The sequence below is a fragment of the Lentzea sp. NPDC060358 genome, assembly GCF_042725365.1.
GTDB lineage: Bacteria > Actinomycetota > Actinomycetes > Mycobacteriales > Pseudonocardiaceae > Lentzea.
The window spans coordinates 11,540-30,387 of record NZ_JBHXCW010000085.1 but is presented as its reverse complement, the minus strand read 5'-3'; the positions used below and the strand labels follow the sequence as shown (position 1 = coordinate 30,387).

The window sequence follows — 18,848 nt, the reverse complement described above, 5'->3', positions numbered from 1 at the left end:
GGTTCCACGTTCCGACCGCCTGCAACGGCCGCCATCACCCGCTCGACAAGCCCGCTGCACACAGGACGGCAGGAGAGTGGAAGTGGCCCTTTTCAGCAAGACTCCAGAAGAGCTCGCCGCGAAGAAGGTTGCCGAAGAGCGCCGGGCGGCTGAGGCCGCGGCGGCCCGTTTCGCCGCTTCAACGGCTGGGCAGGCCCGCACGGCGAAGGCCGAGGGAGCGAGGCTCTTCCAGATCTCGATCGACCTCGAAAGCACATCGGCGCGTTCGAGCCTTGGGATGGCCACCGTGACGCGGAAGAGCAACAACCACACCCAGATGCTCAACGACATGGAAGCCGAGGGGTGGAAGTTCGAGGCGATCTCAACGACCTTCATCCCGCAGACCACCACGACCACGGAGCGGTGGTACACGAACGGGTCGCGCGAGGCCACGTCCGGCATCGTGCTCGCGACCTACGTGTTCAGCCTGGCCTGATCCTTCCAGGTCTCCCGAACCAGCGATGGCGGGCCTCAGCCGAGGACCGCCATCGCATCTGGCCGGCCTAGAGCTCCACGCCCAGAAGCGCGTCCACAGCGGTGCGAACCTGAGAAGGCCCGTGCTTGTCCGCCCCGCCCCGGGCCAACGCCTCGTCGGCCCAGGCGTCGACGGCGTCCAACGCCCGCGGGGTGTCGAGGTCGTTGCCCAGGTGGTCGCGCAACCGGGTGACGGTGTCCACAGCGGACGGTCCGGTGTCGAGCGACACCGCGCGGCGCCACTTGTCCAGGCGGGCCAGGGCCGAGTCCAGCAGGGCCCCGGTCCACGGCCGGTCGGAGCGGTAGTGGCCCGCGAGCAGGGCCAGGCGGATGGCGTTCGGGTCCACCTTCTCCGCGCGCAGCTTCGAGACGAAGACCAGGTTGCCGCGCGACTTCGACATCTTCTCGCCGTCGAGGCCGATCATGCCCGCGTGCACGTAGTGGCGGGCGAACGGGTGCTCGCCGGTCTGGGCCTCGGCGTGCGCGGCCGAGTACTCGTGGTGCGGGTAGATCAGGTCGGAGCCGCCGCCCTGCACGTCGAAGCCCATGCCGAGGCGGTTGTGGGCGATGGCGCTGCACTCGATGTGCCAGCCGGGGCGGCCCTCGCCCAGCTCCGACGGCCACGAGGGCTCGCCGGGGCGCTTCATGCGCCACAGCAGGGCGTCGAGCGGGTGGCGCTTGCCGGGGCGGTCCGGGTCGCCGCCGCGTTCGGCGAACAGCCGCAGCATCTCCTCGGACGAGTAGTTCGACTCGTAGCCGAACCGGCCCGTCGCGTCGTGGGAGAAGTACACGTCCGGGTACTCGTCGTCGTCCACGCGGTAGGCGTGGCCGTCGGCGACGAGCTTCGCGACCACCTCGACGATCTCCGGGACGGCTTCGACGATGCCCACGTAGTCCTGTGGCGGCAGGACGCGCAGCGCCTCCATGTCCTCGCGGAACAGGGCGGTCTCGCGCATGGCGAGCACCACCCAGTCGTCCTTGTCCCGCAGCGCGCGCTCCAGGAGTGGATCGTCCACATCGGTGACGTTCTGCACGTAGTGCACGTTGTGCCCGTTGTCGAGCCACACGCGGTGCACGATGTCGAACGCGAGGTAGGTCGCGGCGTGGCCGAGGTGCGTCGCGTCGTACGGCGTGATGCCGCAGACGTACAACCTGGCGGTGTCTCCTGGAGCCGTGGGGCGCACCTCGCCCGTAGCCGTGTCGAACAGCCGCAGCGGGCGGGGGTCCCCCGGAACCCGCGGCACAGGAATCGATGACCAGGTCTGCATGCTTCCGACATTAACGCGTGCCGCCGGATGGAGTGCGTTTTCCGGCTGTTGGGACGACCACGCCGGGCACTCCGAGACAGAAAGATCGGACATTCGTTGACGACGTTGTCAGCGCGCCCCTAGCTTCCGAAGGCATGCTTCGTGTCGTCGTAGCCACGGTGGTAGCGCTCTCACTCTCCCCCTCGACCGCACACGCCGAACCCCTGGACGCCTTGGCCTACCTGGAGAACCCCAGGATGACGGCCGAGAACCAGGAGCCTCCCCACCCGGATCTCGGGCCGGAGAAGCGCCTGAGCCTCAACGGCGACTGGCGGATCCGGATGTTCGACAGGCCGGAGGACGTCAGGGACACCCCGGACGGGTGGCGCACGGTCAAGGTCCCCCACACGTGGCAGTCGGACTTCCTCGACCACCCGATGTTCCGCAACATCCCCACCGAGATGTACCCGGACGCCCCGCCGGCGATCCCGCGCGACGTCAACCCCACCGGGGTCTACGAGAAGACGTTCGACCTGCCCGCGGACTGGGACCGCACGCTGGTCCGCTTCGAGGGCGTGACCAGCGGTTACTTCGTCTGGGTGAACGGCGCCTACGTCGGCTACGACCAGGGCGGCTACACGCCCGCGGAGTTCGACATCACGAGCAGGCTGAAGCCGGGCCGCAACACGCTCAGGCTCCAGGTGCACCGCTGGTCGGCGGGCTCGCACCTGGAGGACTACGACCAGTGGCGGTTCTCCGGCGTCTTCCGCGAGGTCTGGCTCTACTCGACGCCGAAGACCTACCTCCAGGACGTCACGATCAAGACCGACCTGGACGCCCAGTACCGCGACGCCACGATCGCCACCGACGTGAGGATCGGCGGCCCGCAGGAGGGCCACACCGTCCGGACCAGGCTCTTCGACCCGCGGGGCCGGGAGGTGAGGATCGACGGCGGCACGGTCTCGAACCCGCTGAAGTGGACCGACGAGACCCCGAACGTCTACCGGCTCAGGATCGAGCTGCTGAAGAACGGGCGCGTCGTCCAGACCGGCACGCAGCCCGTCGGGTTCCGCGAGATCGAGATCGTCGACAAGCAGCTCAAGATCAACGGCAAGCGCGTGCTGTTCCGCGGCACGAACCGGGCCGAGACCTCCGTCCACGGCAGCCGCCACGTCACCCGCGCCGACCAGGACAGGGACGTCGAGCTGATGAAGCGGTTCAACATCAACGCCGTGCGCACCTCGCACTACCCGAGCGACCCGTACTTCTACGAGCTCGCCGACCGCAACGGCCTGATGATCGCCGACGAGGTGGACATCGAGACCCACCACCACGACGGCTGCCCGGCCAACTGCCTGGCCGAGCTCCCCGAGTGGCAGGACGCGTTCCACGACCGGTTCGTCGCGATGATGCAGCGCGACAAGAACCACCCCAGCGTGGTCATGTGGGACACCGGCAACGAGGCGGGCCTGGGCAAGGCGCACCACGCGATGGCGGAGTACGCGCGGGCGCACGACACCCGGCCGCTCTACCACCAGCCGAACGTGCCCGACGGCGACGCGCCCTACGCCGACGTCGCCGGCCCCCGCTACCCGTCGCCCGCGAGCCTCGAGGCCAAGGCGAAGACGACCACCAAGCCGATCATCATGGGCGAGTACGCGCACGCCATGGGCAACAGCCTCGGCAACTTCCGGGAGTTCTGGGACGTCGTGCGCGCCTACCCTCAGGTGCAGGGCGGCTTCATCTGGGACTGGGCCGAGCAGAACATCGCGCTCCCCCTCTACACGACCCCCGACGACGCGAACGGCATCCTGTCGTACCTGTCCGGCAAACCGTCCCAGGTGGACGGACCGCACGGAAAGGCGTTGCAGCTCAGCGGTCTGGACGACTTCGTCGAGATCTACCGCGACCGCAAGCTCGACGAGGTGACGACGGGACTCACTCTCGACGCGTGGGTCAAGCCCGACACCTGGACCGGTGACTTCACGGTCATCGCGAAGGGCGACCACCAGTACGCGCTGAAGATGTCCGACTCCACCACCCTGGAGTTCTTCATCCACAGCGGCACCTGGCGGGCGGTCAAGGCGAAGGTCCCGGCGGACTTCTTCGGCAACTGGCACCGCGTCACCGGCACGTTCGACGGCGCGAAGCTGCGCCTGCTGATCGACGGCCAGGAGGTCGCCACCAGCGACTTCGCCGGCACGATCGACTGGTCGCACTGGCCGGTGAACATCGGCCGCAACCCCGAGACCATGCAGGAGAACGCCGGCACGCGCATGGCCCACGGCGCGGTCGACCAGGTCCGGATCTACCACCGCGCGCTGACCGGGGCGGAGCTGGCGCGGGACCCGAAGTCCACCGCGGTGCTCGCGCTCGACTTCGAGAAGCTGGAGGACAAGGGCCGCAAGCAGTCCTACGGCGCGGGCACCGGCGGCGTCGACGGCCTGGTGTGGTCCGACCGCAGGCCCCAGCCCGAGACCACCGAGCTGATGGCGGTGCACTCCCCCATCCGCTTCTCCTTCGCCGGCACCGAGCTCACGATCGTCAGCGAACGCCAGTTCACCGGCACCGACGACCTCGAGCTGCGCTGGGAGGTGCAGGACAACGGCCGCACGGTCGCCCGGCACCACGGCAGGCTCCAGCCGGGCACGATCGCGCTGCCCGACTTCGGCGCCCCGACCGAGCGCTTCCTCACCGTCCGCGCGACCGATCGCAAGGGCAACGACGTCGGCATCGCGCAGTTCCCGCTGGGCGGCACGCAGGTCACCGGCCTGCACACGGCCGGCGCGCCCGGCGAGCTCACCACCACCGAGACCGCCACCGAGGTCGTGGTGTCCGGCAGGGACTTCCGGTACGTGGTCGGCAAGTCCACCGGCACGCTCACGTCGATGCGCGTGCGCGGCACCGAGCTGCTCGAGACCGGGCCGGAGCTCGACGCGTGGCGGGCGCCGCTGTCGAACGAGTTCATGAGCGAGGACACGTCCTGGTACCGCACCGGCCTCGACCGGCTCAAGACCACACCGTCGAGCGTCACGGTCGCGCAGTCCGGCGCCGACACGGTGATCACGGCGAAGTCGACGGCCCAGGCGGTGCAGGACGCATCGTTCGGCCAGACCTTCACCTACCGGATCACCGGTGACGGCGAGGTCCACGTCGGTCACCGGGTCGCGGCGCGGGACCGGATGCGCGACCTGAGCTACCTGCCCGGCATCGGCTTCACGCTCAAGGTGCCGCAGGACCACCGGAAGTTCACCTGGTACGGCCGCGGTCCCGGCGAGAACTACGACGACCGCAAGTCCGGCAACCCCGTCGGCGTCCACCAGTCCACTGTGGACGAGGAGTTCCACGACTACTACAAGCCGCAGGACCACGGCAACCACGCGGACACGCGCTGGGCGACGCTGTCCAACGGCCGCACGGGCCTGCTCGTCGCGGGCGACCTCGACGTGCGGGTCTCGCAGTACGACGACCTGGACCGCGCCGCGTACCCGTTCGCGCTCCAGAAGAACGCCGGCTGGACCAGCCTGCACGCCGCGCACCGCGTGACGGGCGTGAGCGAGACGTTCCACGAGCCGTTGCCGCAGTACCAGGTCGAGGCCGGCAACGAGTACGCCTACTCCGTGCTGCTGCGCCCGCTCACGCCCGTGGAGGCCGCCACGGGCAAGCTCGGCCACCAGGCCGACTGCGCCCCGGCGGCGGAGCTGCGGGCGGCCGACACCGCGCTGGAACCGGGCGAGCAGGTCGAGGCCGAGCTCGTGGTCACCAGTGCCTGCCCCGGCGCCACGACGGCGCGGCTGACCGCACCGGAGGGCTGGTCGGTGTCGCCGGCCACCGCCGACCTCTCCGGCGGGTACGCAGCGGTGACGATCAAGCGCGACGGCGGCCCGACGGGCACCCGCCCGGTGTTCGCCGAGATCACCTCGGGCAAGGGCGTCACGACGCTGACGAAGGACTTCACCGCGACGCCGCGCGCGCCGCGGGGCGAGGCGCAGGTCTCCGCGCTCGAGTTCCTCAGCGAGCGCAACGGGTGGGGCCCGGTCGAACGCGACCGCAGCAACGGCGAGGACCGGGCGGGCGACGGCCTGCCGATCAGCATCCGGGGCGCGAAGTTCGACCGCGGTGTCGGCGTGCACCCCGACTCGGAGTTCCAGGTCTACACGGGCGGGAAGTGCTCGACGCTGACCGCGACGATCGGTGTGGACGACGAGACGAACGGCGACGGCACCGTCCGGTTCGAGGTGCTGAAGGACGGGCAGCAGGTCTACCAGAGCCCCGTGCTGTCAGGGGGAAGCGCCGCTGTACCGATCACGGTCGACACGAGCGGAGCGGCCGTGGTGACGTTCCGGGCCACCGACGGGGGTGATGGCAACGCCCACGACCACGCCGACTGGGCGAACCCGGTCCTGAGCTGCGCGTAGAGGCGGACGCGAGCGCCGTGCGCGTCGCAGACCATCGTCGAGGTGACGGCGGAGAAGAACGCGAACGCCGAACTGCCCGAGGACTCGGCCGAACGAGTTACCCCGCGTAACGACCCCCTGCACCGGACGACGTCCGTGCAGGGGGTTGGTGAGGCATGCAGGAAAGGGTCAGAGGCAGGTTCGTCGGCATCGGTGTCGGCTCGTACGAGCTGGTGCAGCCGCTGCAGCACGCCGTGAGCGACGTGCGGGAGCTGCGCGCCCTGCTGCGGGGCTACGACGGCGAACCGCTGGCCGACCCCACCGAGGCCGAGATCCGCGAGCACATGAAGGCGTTGCGCCGGCAGCCGCAGGACGGCGGCGCGCTGGTGGCGTTGTGGAGCGGGCACGCCCTGCCCGTCGCGGGCAACCTCCGGCTGCTGGCCAGGGACAACGACGGTGCGGCCGACGGCATCATGCTGCACGAGTTCGCGCTGTGGTGCGCCGCGTCGGGCGCGCACCAGGTGCTGATCGTGGTCGACGCCTGCTACTCCGGCGCCCAGCTCGACGAGGCCGTGCGCACGGTCGCCGCCGTGCAGGAGGAACTGCTGGCCGGGCAGGTGCACTGGGCGGGCGTGCTGGTGTCGTGTTCCAGCGTCGAAACGGCCCGTGACGGGTTGTTCGGCGGGCAGTTGCGCAAGCTGCTGCGTGCCGGTCCCACGGCCGTGGAGGACGCACGGCGCTGGAGCGACCGCACGGCGTTGGTCGACGGTGGCGCGGTCGGTACGGCGTTGCTGAACGCGTGGGACAGCGACGTGCAACGGCCGCGCTTCATGCAGTACGGCTCCGCACAGCCGATGCTCCCGAATCCCCTGTACGCCGCGAACACGGTCGTGAAGCACCTCCTGCTCGCCGCCCGCGGTGGTGACTCGGCGGACCACCGGTCGTGGTTCACCGGCCGCACCGCCCAGGTCGACCGGGTCGTGGGCTGGGTGCGGTCCGGGACCGCCGGTCTGCGCGTGGTCACGGGGTCGCCCGGCACCGGCAAGTCGGCGGTCGTCGGCCGGGTCGTGAGCCTGTCGAACGCCGCGGAACGGGACCTGCTGCTGACCGCGGGGCCGCCGTTCCGGCACGCCGACCCCGGCCCGGGCTCGGTCGACGCCGCCGTGCACGCCCGCGCGATGGACGCCGACCGGGTGGCCGACCTGCTCAGCCGCCAGCTCGCCGCGGCGGGCCTGATCGCCCCGCCGGAGGGGCCGCGGCGCGGTGCCGCCGAACTGGTCGGCGTGGTCGGCGCGCTCGCCTCACCGCCGGTGCTCGTCGTAGACGGGCTGGACGAGGCGCGCGGGGAGTCGTTCTCGATCGCCACCTCGTTGCTGACCAAGCTCGCGCAGCACGCCGTCGTGATCGTCTCGACCCGCCAGGCGCACCGGGTCGCGGGTGGCGCGCCGCTGCTCACCGAGCTGTCGCCGGTCGAGGTGCTGGACCTCGACGACGCCGGCAGCGAGGCGGACGTCCGGGAGTACGTGCTCGCCCGGCTCGGCGCGGGGCTTCCGGTGGCCGCGGTGGACGAGCTGGCGAAGCTGCCGTTCCTGACCGCGTGGATGATCACCGACCAGGTGCTGGAGGACGGGGGCGCCGACTTCAAGCTGTCGCTGGACGCGGCCTTCGACCGTGAGCTGGCGAAGGTGCCGTCCGCCCGTGCGCTGCTCACGGCGCTGACGTGGAGCTACGGTGCGGGGTTCCCGGAGGAGGAGTGGCGGGCGGTCGCCGAAGCGTTGTCGGGCGAGATGTTCAGCCGTGAGGACGTCACCGCCGTGCTGACCGAACTGGGCCGCCACATCGTGCAGGACGGCGAAGAAGGAACGGCGGTCTTCAAGCTCACACACCAGACGTTCGCCGACCACCTGCGGCCGCAGTTCGCCCCGAGCCGCGACGAGGTCTTCGCGCCGGGCGCGGACGTGGTGGCGTGCGCGCTGATCGAGCTGTACCGGCAGCGGATGGAGGCGGGCGTCCCGCCGAACGTGCCGGGCTACCTGTGGAAGTACGCGTGGCGGCACTGCGGGCACGCCGGCACGAAGGCGCTGGACGGGTTGCGGGCGCTCGCGGTCATGAACCCGATGTTGTTGCCGGACATCGCTCTCGCGGCGACGACGGCGGCGAACGAGCTGATGCACTGGGGCCGTGGCGATGAGGCCGTCGCGCCGCTGGAGGAAGCCGCCGAGCACTTCCGCACGCTCGTGCCGGCGCTGCGGATGTACCTGGCGGACCTCGCGTTCGTGCTGAACAAGCTCGGCCGGAGGTTCCGCGAGGCAGGCCGGCTGCAACAGGCCGTGGCGCCCGCGGAAGAGGCAGTGGTGCGCTATCGCGAACTGGTGGCGTCGACCCCGACGACCGCGGAAAGCCTCACGCACAAAAGACTTGCGCAACGCATCGCGAAGACGATGACACACGGCGGCGACAACCCCACGTACGCGGCGCACCTCAGTGGCGCGTTGGTGGATCTGAGCGACACGTACGCGATGCTGGGACGGCGCGCGGAGTCGTTGTCCACGGCGAGAGAGGCAGTGGCCGCAACAGACTCCGACGCACCGCTTGCGCGCGCCATGACCGCCCTCGCTGCCCGGTGCGGTGAGACCGGCCGTCGCTACGAGGCTGTGCAACGCTCGAAGCAGGCCGTCGAGCTGTACTACGCCCTCGCGCAGACGAACCCGGTGCACCTGGCGGACCTGGTCACCGCGCTGGTCGAGCTCGGCCGCGACCACCTCGCCCTGGGCAGGCTGGCCGACGCCGACCGGGCGACGCAGCAGGCCGCGGAGATCAGCGGCACGCTCGGCCGCCACGCCGCGTTCGTCCCGCAGCTCGCCGACGCGGCGCTGAGCCTGAGCGTCGCCCACAGCCTGGTGGGCCGCACCGACGCCGCCCTGACGGCCGCGCGGCAGGCCGCCGGTCTCGCCGAAGGCCTGCGGATCCACGCCCAGGCGCTGCACAACCTGATGCGCCGCCAGCGCGACGCGGGCCAGGACCACGAGGCGCTCGCGACCGGCCTGCGGACGGTCGAGGTGTGCCTGCTGCCGGAGAACACCGACCGGCTCTCGACGCTGGCGGCCGCGCTGTTCACGCTCGACACGGTCTGCGCGGGCCTGGGCCGCCCCGGCGTCGTGGACGAGACCTGGGACCGGGTCACCGCGCGGTTCACCGGCCCGCACCTCGCCACGCTGCTCGTGCTGCGCGCGGCGGCGGCCAGGGCGGGCGACCCGGCGGCGGCGCAGTGGCTGTGCCAGGCGCTGACGCACGTCGGCCAGTCCCGGCAGGCGCTCCACGACGTGCACGACATCGCCCGCCGCCACTACGACTCGGGACCGTGGCCGTGGGACTCGGTGCCGGACTGGCTGACGGTGGACCGGGCGTTGCTCAGGACCGCGCGTTCGTGGGTGTTCGCGCGGTCGTACGCCGAGGAGCGCGCGGTCCTGGTGGCGCACCCCGAGCTGCTGTCGACGGACGCGGACGTCGCCGTCACCGAGGCGTTGTACGGCACCAGCCTGATCGAGGCGCAGGTCATGCAGTCGCGCCGGACGACCGCACGGCAGCAGGGCGTGGCACTCGCCTACCGGCCGTGGCTGCTCGCGAGCCTCGCGGACGAGTTCGTCGACGCGACGCCCGCCCGTCGCCGTGAACTGCTCGCCACTCGCCGGGAAGAGCTGCTGGACAAGGAAGTCCTCAAGAACGTGCGCGACAACCGGCCCGTGCAGGCACTGCTGCTGCTCGCGGACGAGAACACCGACGTGGTCGACCTCGTGCTGGAAGCACAGGAAGACCCGGCACGTGCCGTCGACGTCCTGCGCGCGCTGGCAGCTTCCGCGTCGCCTCAGGCTCTGACGCAGGCCGTGACGGCGTTGGAACCGCACGCCCTGGCGGCGCTCTACAAAGCCGTTGCGCGCGCTCGGGCCGGAGACACACGACTGGCGTTGCCGGCACCGGACCAGCGCCTGAAGTGGGTCCACGAGCTCACCTACCTGGTCCCCGCGGACCCGGACCTGCTCACCCTCATCCGCACGCTCGCCGAGGAGTCCTGATGAGCGATCTGGTCGTCGTCCTGCCCGGCATCCTCGGCAGCACGTTGCGCGACGGGGACGGCATGGTCTGGGAGGTGTCCGGCCGGGCCGCGCTGCGCGCCGTGCTCTCGCTGGGCCGCAGCCTGCACCGGCTGAAGCTGCCCGCCGGCATCGGCGACGAGCACCCCGGCGACGGGATCGAACCCGTGGCGCTGATGGCCGACCTGCACGTCGTCCCGGGCATCTGGACGCCGTTGAAGGGCTATGACCGGGTCACGCGCCGGATGAACTCCCTCGGTTACAGCGTGGAGAAGGGCAACCTGATCCTCTTCGCCTACGACTGGCGCTTGTCGAACCGCTACAACGGCGCGCTGCTCGCCCGGCGGGTGGACGAGGCCCTGGACCGGATCGGTCCCGACGCCAAGGTCAGTTTCGTGTGCCACTCGATGGGCGGGCTCGTCGCGCGCTGGTGCATCGAGCAGTGCGGGCTGGCGGAGCGCACCGACAAGCTCATCACGATGGGCACGCCCTACCGGGGCGCGGCGACGGCGCTGGACCAGCTGGTGAACGGCGTGCGGAAGGGACTGGGGCCGCTGGCGGTCGACCTCACGGAGTTCGCGCGGTCGATGCCGTCGTTGCACCAGCTGCTGCCCGAGTACGCGTGCATCGAGTCGCCCGGCGGCCTGCTCAAGACCACCGAGGTGTCCTTGCCCGAGCTCGACACGAAGATGGTCGCGGACGCGGCGGCGTTCCACGGCGCGTTGACCGACACGTTCGCCGACAAGACGTACGCGATCATCGGCGGTAAGCAACCCACGGCCACGACTGCGCGTATCGCCGACGGCAAGGTCACGTGCTTCCGCACGTACGAGGGCGACGATCTGTACGGAGACGCGACCGTGCCGACGGTCGGTGCGGCACGGCGTGGTGTGGCGTTGTCGTCGAACACGCTGCACCGGGTCACCGAGCAGCACACGTCGTTGCAGGACAACGCCGCCGTGCTGGACGCGGTGGAGTCGTTCCTGACGGCGAAGTCGATCGTGCCGCGCAACCTCACCACCACCGAGCCGCAGGTCACCGTGCCCGACCTGGTGCTGGTCGGCGAGACCCTGGAGGTCACCGTCGAGCTGCGCGACACCACCCCGCGGGCGCTGAAGGTGGCGCTGCTCGACGAGAACGGCAAACAGGTCGAAGCGCGCAGTCCCGCGATTTCGGAGAGCATGGCGGTCAAATTCGGCGAATTGCCCCCCGGCGCTTACTACGTGCAGGTCAGCGGCATCTCCGTGGGGGCTCCGGTGGTCCCGGTGACGTCCGCGGTGCTCGCCGTGGATTGCAGCGCACTCTGACCCGGAGGACGATTCAGTCCTGGCACGGAGGAGGCGCGATGACCACGATCAAGCCCACGCCCGTTGTGCCCCATCCGGGGGCTGCGCGCGCACGGCCGAAGGGTTCGTACTTCCTCTCGCTGTTCAAGACCACGGATCCCAAGCAGATCGGGATCATGTACCTGACCACGTCGTTCGTGTTCTTCATGGTCGGCGGCGTGATGGCGCTGCTGATGCGCGGCGAGCTGGCGCGGCCCGGGCTGCAGTTCCTGTCGAACGAGCAGTACAACCAGCTGTTCACCATGCACGGCACGATCATGCTGCTGCTGTACGCGACGCCGATCCTCTTCGGGTTCGCGAACTTCGTCCTGCCGTTGCAGATCGGCTCGCCGGACGTCGCGTTCCCGCGCCTGAACGCCTTCTCGTACTGGCTGTACCTCTTCGGCGGCATCATCACCGTCGGCGGGTTCGTCACGCCGGGCGGCGCGGCGGACTTCGGCTGGTTCGCCTACACGCCGCTGTCCTCAGCCGTGCACTCGCCGGGTGTCGGCGCCGACATGTGGATCATGGGCCTGGCGATCTCCGGCCTGGGCACGATCCTCGGCGCGGTCAACATGACGACCACCGTGGTCTGCCTGCGCGCGCCGGGCATGACGATGTTCCGGATGCCGATCTTCACCTGGAACATCCTGGTGACGTCCGTGCTGATCCTGCTCGCGTTCCCGATCCTCACGGCGGCGCTGATGGGCCTCGCGGCCGACCGGCACCTCGGGGCGCACGTGTTCGACCCGGCCAACGGCGGCGTGATCCTGTGGCAGCACCTGTTCTGGTTCTTCGGCCATCCCGAGGTCTACATCGTCGCGCTGCCGTTCTTCGGGATCGTGACGGAGATCTTCCCGGTGTTCAGCCGCAAACCGCTGTTCGGCTACAAGGGCCTGGTGTTCGCGACGCTGGCGATCGCGATGCTGTCCGTGGCCGTGTGGGCGCACCACATGTACGCCACCGGTGCGGTCCTGCTGCCGTTCTTCGCGCTGATGACGTTCCTCATCGCCGTGCCGACCGGCATCAAGTTCTTCAACTGGATCGGCACGATGTGGAAGGGGCAGCTGACCTTCGAGTCGCCGATGCTGTTCTCGATCGGCTTCCTGGTCACGTTCCTCTTCGGCGGCCTGACGGGCATCCTGCTGGCCTCGCCGGCGGTCGACTTCCACGTGTCCGACACGTACTTCGTGGTGGCGCACTTCCACTACGTGCTGTTCGGCACGATCGTGTTCGCCACGTACGCGGGCATCTACTTCTGGTTCCCGAAGATGACCGGCCGGATGCTCAACGAGCCGCTGGGCAAGCTGCACTTCTGGACGACGTTCCTCGGCTTCCACGGCACGTTCCTCGTGCAGCACTGGCTGGGCAACGAGGGCATGCCGCGCCGTTACGCCGACTACCTGCCGTCGGACGGGTTCACGTTCCTCAACACGTTCTCGACCATCAGCTCGTTCGTGCTGGGCGCGTCCGTGCTGCCGTTCGTGTGGAACGTCTTCCGCTCCTACCGCTACGGCGACCCGGCCCCGCAGGACGACCCGTGGGGTTACGGCAACTCGCTGGAGTGGGCCACGTCGTCGCCCCCGCCGCGGCACAACTTCACGGAGCTGCCGCGCATCCGGTCGGAACGCCCGGCGTTCGAGCTGCACTACCCGCACATGGTCGAGCGCATGCGCGAGGAAGCGCACTTCTCGCTGACGCATCCCGGAAAGCACCGCGTGGGCAAGGACGACACCACCGAGAAGGCGCTCGCCTCCACGGAACGGGAAGACTCCTAGCGCTTGCCGGGGATGAGGCCGCCTTCGACGACGGCCTTGCTCAGCGGCGTGGCCAGCTCGACGAACCGCTCCTTCTCCTGGTCGGACAGGACGTCGTAGGCCGGGGCGGCCATCTGGTCCGTCTCGTCCTCGACGCCCTGCCGCAACTCGCGCCCCTTCTCGGTGAGCAGCGCGTCCTCGCCGACGAGACCGCGGTGCCGCAGGTCCTCGACGGTCGCGTCCCACTGCTCCTGCGACCACGCGCGCGTCTTGCGCAGCGCGTCGGCCGGGTAGTCGCCCGTCGCGACGTGCAGCACGAGCGCCTCGAGACCGGTGATGCCGTGCCGCAGCAGCGCCGCGAGGTGGCCGTCGCCGCGGAACTCGCGCAGCAACGTCTGGGCGTGGAACAGCTGCAGCAGCGTGTCGTCCGGCCAGGGCAGGCTCGCGTGGGCGGCGAAGAGCGGCCGGCCGTGCAGCATGTCCTTGGACCGCTCGGCGGCCCGCTTGGCGAGCTCGGTGATCTCCTTGACGTCGTCGGGCAGCACCTTGCGCAGCGCCTCGTCCGCCGCCTCCAGCCGCAGCTCGAGGATGCGCTGCGGCGTGACCTTCTCCCACGCCTGCGGGATGCGCGCCCGCACGAGGTCGGGGTTGAAGTTGTAGAAGGTCGCGATCACGACCTCGGGCCCGACCGGCCCCAGTGCCGCCGCCCGTGACGCGAAGTAGCCGCCGGGCCGGTCCAGGCCCGCGCTCGCGTACCGGCTGTCCGCCTCGGGGGCGAAGTAGATCATCCCGTGCACGGGTTCGAGCGAGCGAAACAGAGTCCTGATCATGTCTCCAACCTAGCCGCCCGCCGGAAATTGTCAGACCCCTCTGCCAAGCTTCGCCCCGTGGACTCGAACACCTTCTGGAAGCTGATCGCCGACGCCAGGGCGGCCGTCGCCGACCCGTCCGACACCGAGGCCGTGGTGGCCGCGGCGACGGACCTGCTGGCCGACCGGCCCCCGGCCGAGATCGTCGCCGCCCAGCAGGTCCTGTGGGACCTCATGGCCGCCTCGTACCTCAACCCGCTGTGGGCGGCGGCCTACGTCATCAACGGCGGCTGCTCCGACGACGGCTTCGACTACTTCCGCGGCTGGCTCCTGACCCAGGGCCGCGAGACCTACGAGGCCGTGCTGGCCGACCCCGACGCACTGGCCGGGCTGCCCGTCGTGGTGGCCGCCGCCGAGAGCGGGGAGGAGCTCGAGGGCGAGGACGCGCTGTCGATCGCGTGGAACGCCCACATCAAGGCCACCGGCATGCAGCTGCCGCAGGACGCCTTCCGCATCCGCTACCCGGAGCTCGACCCGCAGTGGGACTTCGACTTCGACGACGGCGCCGAGATGGCGGCCCGGTTACCGCGCCTGGCCGCGCTGTACGACCTCTGACGCGGCGGCCTGGCGCCCCGGCGCGGCACCAGCGCTGGCCGCGCCCTCCTGCGCTTGGCCCCGATGCACGGACGCTTGCGACAGCCCGCCGGTCAGCGGGGCCTGGGCTTCGGCCAGTGCTCGATGCCGCCCAGCACGCGAGCCGCCCCACGCAACGCGGCTCGCGCCAGCGTGACGGGCGACGGCGCCATGACTTCAGGTGGTTGCCAACGCCCTTCCGGCCACGACACACCTCCGCCGACAGCATCGGCCGCCGCCGTCGGCCCGACACCACCCGCACGCGCGAACCGCCCCGCACCCACCCCAGCGCAAGACGGCCCGCACCCGACACCCGCGATCAGCGCCGCCGGCGCCTCGACTTCAGGTGGGGCGACGCCCGTCCAGCCACCACACACCTCTGCCAGCGGCACCGGCCGGCTGGCCCGGCACCACCCGCACAGCCCCGCACCCGACCCGACCCGACACAAGACCGCTCGCACCGACACCCACGGTCAGCGCCGCCGTCGGCCCGACACCACCCGCACGCGAACCGTCCTGCACCCACCCCAGCGCAAGACGGCCCGCACCCGACACCCGCGGTCAGCGCCGCCGGCGCCTCGACTTCAGGTAGTCGCTCACCACCGCGGCGCCGAGGCCCTCCTCGTCCGGTGACACCACCCGGCCACCACCGCGCCGGGCCACGATGTCGACGAACTGCGCGAGCCGCGGGTCGTCGCCGAGCTTGAACACCGAGATCGTCGCGCCCAAGCGCGCCAGGGCGTCGACCTCGTTCAGCGTCTTGGTGAGCGTCCTGGGCAGCGGCGGGTAGTTGAACTCGGCGTCGCCCTCGGGCTCGAGGTGCGCCGTCGGCTCGCCGTCGGTCACCACCAGCACCACGGGCTGGGCGTCGGGGTGGCGCCGGAGGTGGCGGCCCGCCAGCAGCAGCGCGTGGTGGAGGTTCGTGCCCTGTTCCCACACGCCCTCGAGGGCGGTGAGCTGACCGATGTCCACGGCTTCGGCGTAGCGGCCGAACGTCACCAGCTGCAGCGCGTCCGTCCGGAACCGGGTGCGCACCAGGTGGTGCAGCGCCAGGGCCGTGCGCTTCATCGGCACCCAACGACCGTCCTGCACCATCGACCAGGAGGTGTCCACGCACAACGCGACGGCCGCACGCGTGCGGTGTTCCGTCTCGGACACCTCGAGGTCGACGACGTCGAGGGACATCGCGCCCGAGCGCAGCACGGCGTTGCGCAGGGTCCGGGGCACGTCCCACGGTTCGGTGTCGCCGAACTGCCACGGCCGGGTCGAGCCCATCAGCTCGCCCGCCGCGCCCGCCGACGTCGTCTCCCGCGAGCCCTGCGACGAGCGCAGCTGGTCGACGACACCGCGCAGGGCGGTCTCCCCCAGGCGCCGCAACGCCTTCGGGGTCAGGCGCAGCGAGCCGTCCGGCGCGCGTTCGAGGATGTTCTGCTGGCGCAGGGCCTTCTCGAGGTCGGCCAGCCGGCGCGCGTCGACCGAGGCCGACTCGCCCAGCTGCCGTTCGAGGGCCTCCAGGTCGATGTCCTCCAGGCGGGCGCCGGGGTAGGACTGCGAGAGCTGTTCGGCCAGCGCGTCCAGCTCGGCCAGGTCCGCCATGGCCTGCGCGCCCTCGCCCAGGCCCAGCGGGTCCTGGCCGCGGAACCGCGCGGACGACGTCCAGTCCTCGCCGGGGCGCAGGCGTTGCAGCAGCGAGTCCAGGGTGGACAGCTGCGAGCCGATGCCGCCGAAGGCCTGCTGCGACAACGCGGACAGCTCGGCGCGCTGCTCGTCGGTCATCGAGTTCATCATGCGCTGCGCCGCGGCCGACCGGGCCGCGAGCGCGTCGATGAGCTCGTCGACGTTGCGCGGGTTCTCCGGGAAGAAGTCGCCGTGCTTGCGCATGAACTCGTCGAACCGGCGCGGTGTGTCCGGGGCGCCGGCGGCGTGCGCCTCCAGCAGCGCGTTGAGGTCGCGCAGCATCCGCTGGATCCGCTCGACGTCCGCGGAGTCCACGTTGGACAGCGCGTTCTTCATGCCCTGGAAGCGCTGGTCCAGCAGTTCGCGGCCGAGCAGGTCGCGGATCTGCTCGAACGCCTCGCGGGCCTCCCGCGACCGCCAGTCGTAGGAGGAGAGCTCCTGCACGGCCGCCGCCGTGCCCGGTGGCAGGGCGTCGAGCTGGGCCTCGCGGAAGCGCGCGTCGTCGGACGGGTCCGGGAACAGCGCGCGGCGTTCGGCCTCCAGGGCCTTGTCGAGCAGCTGCCGGACCTCGGTCAGCGTGCCGTCGAGGCGGTGCCGGCGCTGGATGGAGGACCGCCGCTGCCACAGCCGCGACGTCAGGTCGTCGAGGCCGCGGGTGCCGTCGACGCCGCGCCGCAGCAGTTCGCGCAGCGCGGAGTTCGGGGACGCGCCCTCCATGATCTCGCGGCCGAGCTCGTCGACGGCCGCGCGGAGGTCGACCGGTGGCGCCAGCGGATCGGCGCCACCACCCCAGCGTCCGTAGCGATATCTCATCCGTACACCGATCGGTCGTCGTCGGAGGAGGTGTCCTTCGACAGGTTGCGAGTCAGGTAGAGCGACTCGAGGGCCAGCTCCACCGCGGAGGCGATGCGGCCGACGGGGTCCTTCGGGCCCGCGCCCAGCCGTGCCGCGACCTCGTGCAGGATCGGCAGCTCCGGCAGCGCGGCCAGCAGGTCGCCCGCGTGGACGCGGTCGCCGGTCGCGACCGGGTGGCCGTCGGCCACGACCTCGGCGAGGGCGCGGAGGTTGAGCCCCGCGAGCCGGGCGCGCGCGGTGTCGGCGATCGAGCGGCGCAGCAGGTGCACGAGGACCTCTTCCTCGCGGCCCTCCTCGCCCGCCTCGAACTCGAGCTTGCCGCGCAGCACGTCCGGCACCGACTCCAGGTCGATCGGGCGGGCGATCGCGGGCGTCTCGCCGATCAGCGCGGACCGGCGCAGCGCCGAGGCGGCGACGGTTTCCGCCGCCGCGATCGCGAACCGCGCCGACACGCCGGAGCGCTGGTCGATCGACGACGACTCGCGCAGGTGCCGCACGAACCGGGCGATGATCTCCAGCAGGTGGTCGCCCACCTCCGCGACGAGCTCGGCCTCCTGGCGGACCATGTCCACCTCGGCGTCGACCTCGAGCGGGTAGTGCGTGCGGACCTCGGCGCCGAAGCGGTCCTTGAGCGGCGTGATGATGCGGCCGCGGTTGGTGTAGTCCTCGGGGTTCGCGGTGGCGACGAGCAGCACGTCGAGCGGGAGCCGCAGCGTGTAGCCGCGGACCTGGATGTCGCGTTCCTCCATGACGTTCAGCAGCGCGACCTGGATGCGCTCGGCCAGGTCGGGCAGCTCGTTGATGGCGATGATGCCGCGGTGGGAGCGCGGGAGCAGGCCGTAGTGGATCGTCTCCGGGTCGCCGAGCGAACGCCCCTCGGCGACCTTCACCGGGTCGACGTCGCCGACCAGGTCGCCGACCGAGGTGTCGGGCGTCGCGAGCTTCTCGGCGTAGCGCTCGTCGCGGTGCCGCCACACCACCGGCAGGTCGTCGCCGAGTTCGGCGGCGCGCCTGCGGGACTCGGGCGTGATCGGGTCGAGCGGGTGCTCGCCCAGCTCGGAGCCCTCGATGACGGGCGTCCACTCGTCGAGCAGGGAGACCAGGGTGCGCAGCAGGCGGGTCTTGCCCTGCCCGCGCTCGCCGAGCAGGACGACGTCGTGCCCGGCCAGGAGCGCGCGCTCCAGCTGCGGCAGCACCGTGCGGTCGAAACCGACGATGCCCGGCCACGGGTTGCGTCCTTCGCGCAACGCCGCGAGGAGGTTCTCCCTGATCTCGGTCTTGACGCCGCGCGGCAGGTGCCCGGCGGCGCGCAGTTCGCCCGCCGTGCGGGCCAGGTTCTGGGTCACGCCGACGACGCTACGCACCGAAGCCGGACCCGTCGACGTGGAGCGACTCCAGCCCCGACACCCCGGGCACCGTGCGGGATCCGCGTTTTCCGCGGCCCACGAGCCCGCACACCGGCGAAACGCAGGAAACAGATGCCGAACACCCGCCTTCCGCATGCCCACAGCAGGACGGGCACCTCGGTGCCGTAGCGCTGTACG

The 18,848-nt window shown here is 71.1% G+C and carries 10 protein-coding genes; 6 read left to right on the top strand and 4 right to left on the bottom strand.

The window, feature by feature from the left end; all coding sequences use genetic code 11:
- Positions 1 to 475: hypothetical protein (locus tag ACFWGZ_RS19655; RefSeq protein ID WP_382452966.1), on the top strand; the 475-nt coding region annotated here is incomplete at its 5' end.
- 67 nt (positions 476 to 542) lie between these two features.
- On the opposite strand, the gene mshC is transcribed toward ACFWGZ_RS19655, so the two are convergent.
- Complete coding sequence (mshC, locus tag ACFWGZ_RS19650; protein ID WP_382452965.1) at positions 543 to 1,781, bottom strand: cysteine--1-D-myo-inosityl 2-amino-2-deoxy-alpha-D-glucopyranoside ligase; 1,239 nt, start codon at positions 1,779 to 1,781, stop codon at positions 543 to 545.
- Between the two features lie 134 nt (positions 1,782 to 1,915).
- Between mshC and ACFWGZ_RS19645 the strand changes: the two genes are divergently transcribed.
- The 4 genes from ACFWGZ_RS19645 to ctaD all read left to right on the top strand — a co-directional run bounded on the left by ACFWGZ_RS19645 (position 1,916) and on the right by ctaD (position 13,351).
- Complete coding sequence (locus ACFWGZ_RS19645; protein WP_382452964.1) at positions 1,916 to 6,178, top strand: glycoside hydrolase family 2 TIM barrel-domain containing protein; 4,263 nt, start codon at positions 1,916 to 1,918, stop codon at positions 6,176 to 6,178.
- A gap of 155 nt (positions 6,179 to 6,333) precedes the next feature.
- Positions 6,334 to 10,230 (top strand): AAA family ATPase, encoded by a 3,897-nt coding sequence (locus ACFWGZ_RS19640; protein ID WP_382452963.1) that lies wholly within the window; start codon positions 6,334 to 6,336, stop codon positions 10,228 to 10,230.
- Positions 10,230 to 11,555 carry an esterase/lipase family protein gene (locus ACFWGZ_RS19635; protein ID WP_382452962.1) on the top strand — a complete coding sequence of 442 codons (1,326 nt, stop codon included), beginning with the start codon at positions 10,230 to 10,232 and terminating at the stop codon, positions 11,553 to 11,555. Before ACFWGZ_RS19640 ends, ACFWGZ_RS19635 begins: the two co-directional genes overlap by 1 nt.
- Before the next feature lie 38 nt (positions 11,556 to 11,593).
- Positions 11,594 to 13,351, top strand: a complete 1,758-nt coding sequence (ctaD, locus tag ACFWGZ_RS19630) for a cytochrome c oxidase subunit I (RefSeq protein ID WP_382452961.1) — start codon at positions 11,594 to 11,596, stop codon at positions 13,349 to 13,351.
- Here ctaD and ACFWGZ_RS19625 read toward each other — a convergent pair.
- A complete protein-coding gene (locus ACFWGZ_RS19625; protein ID WP_382452960.1) occupies positions 13,348 to 14,160 on the bottom strand; it encodes a hypothetical protein in 813 nt (270 codons plus the stop codon). The two genes, ctaD and ACFWGZ_RS19625, sit on opposite strands and share 4 nt — an antisense overlap.
- A gap of 57 nt (positions 14,161 to 14,217) precedes the next feature.
- Here ACFWGZ_RS19625 and ACFWGZ_RS19620 point away from each other — a divergent pair, with 57 nt between their 5' ends.
- A complete protein-coding gene (locus tag ACFWGZ_RS19620) occupies positions 14,218 to 14,754 on the top strand; it encodes a DUF4240 domain-containing protein (protein ID WP_382452959.1) in 537 nt (178 codons plus the stop codon).
- 579 nt (positions 14,755 to 15,333) lie between these two features.
- Here the strand turns inward: ACFWGZ_RS19620 and ACFWGZ_RS19615 are convergent.
- Both ACFWGZ_RS19615 and ACFWGZ_RS19610 read right to left on the bottom strand, forming a co-directional pair.
- Positions 15,334 to 17,262 (bottom strand): VWA domain-containing protein, encoded by a 1,929-nt coding sequence (locus ACFWGZ_RS19615; RefSeq protein ID WP_382452958.1) that lies wholly within the window; start codon positions 17,260 to 17,262, stop codon positions 15,334 to 15,336.
- Positions 17,259 to 18,650, bottom strand: coding sequence for a sigma 54-interacting transcriptional regulator (locus ACFWGZ_RS19610; RefSeq protein ID WP_382452957.1), 1,392 nt, complete (start codon positions 18,648 to 18,650; stop codon positions 17,259 to 17,261). Before ACFWGZ_RS19610 ends, ACFWGZ_RS19615 begins: the two co-directional genes overlap by 4 nt.
- Between the last annotated feature and the right edge of the window lie 198 nt (positions 18,651 to 18,848).

Coding starts and splice junctions, on each gene's coding strand:
- mshC (WP_382452965.1), bottom strand. CDS start 1,781: ATGCAGACCTGGTCATCGATTCCTGTGCCGCGGGTTCCGGGGGACCCC.
- ACFWGZ_RS19645 (WP_382452964.1), top strand. CDS start 1,916: ATGCTTCGTGTCGTCGTAGCCACGGTGGTAGCGCTCTCACTCTCCCCC.
- ACFWGZ_RS19640 (WP_382452963.1), top strand. CDS start 6,334: ATGCAGGAAAGGGTCAGAGGCAGGTTCGTCGGCATCGGTGTCGGCTCG.
- ACFWGZ_RS19635 (WP_382452962.1), top strand. CDS start 10,230: ATGAGCGATCTGGTCGTCGTCCTGCCCGGCATCCTCGGCAGCACGTTG.
- ctaD (WP_382452961.1), top strand. CDS start 11,594: ATGACCACGATCAAGCCCACGCCCGTTGTGCCCCATCCGGGGGCTGCG.
- ACFWGZ_RS19625 (WP_382452960.1), bottom strand. CDS start 14,160: ATGATCAGGACTCTGTTTCGCTCGCTCGAACCCGTGCACGGGATGATC.
- ACFWGZ_RS19615 (WP_382452958.1), bottom strand. CDS start 17,262: ATGAGATATCGCTACGGACGCTGGGGTGGTGGCGCCGATCCGCTGGCG.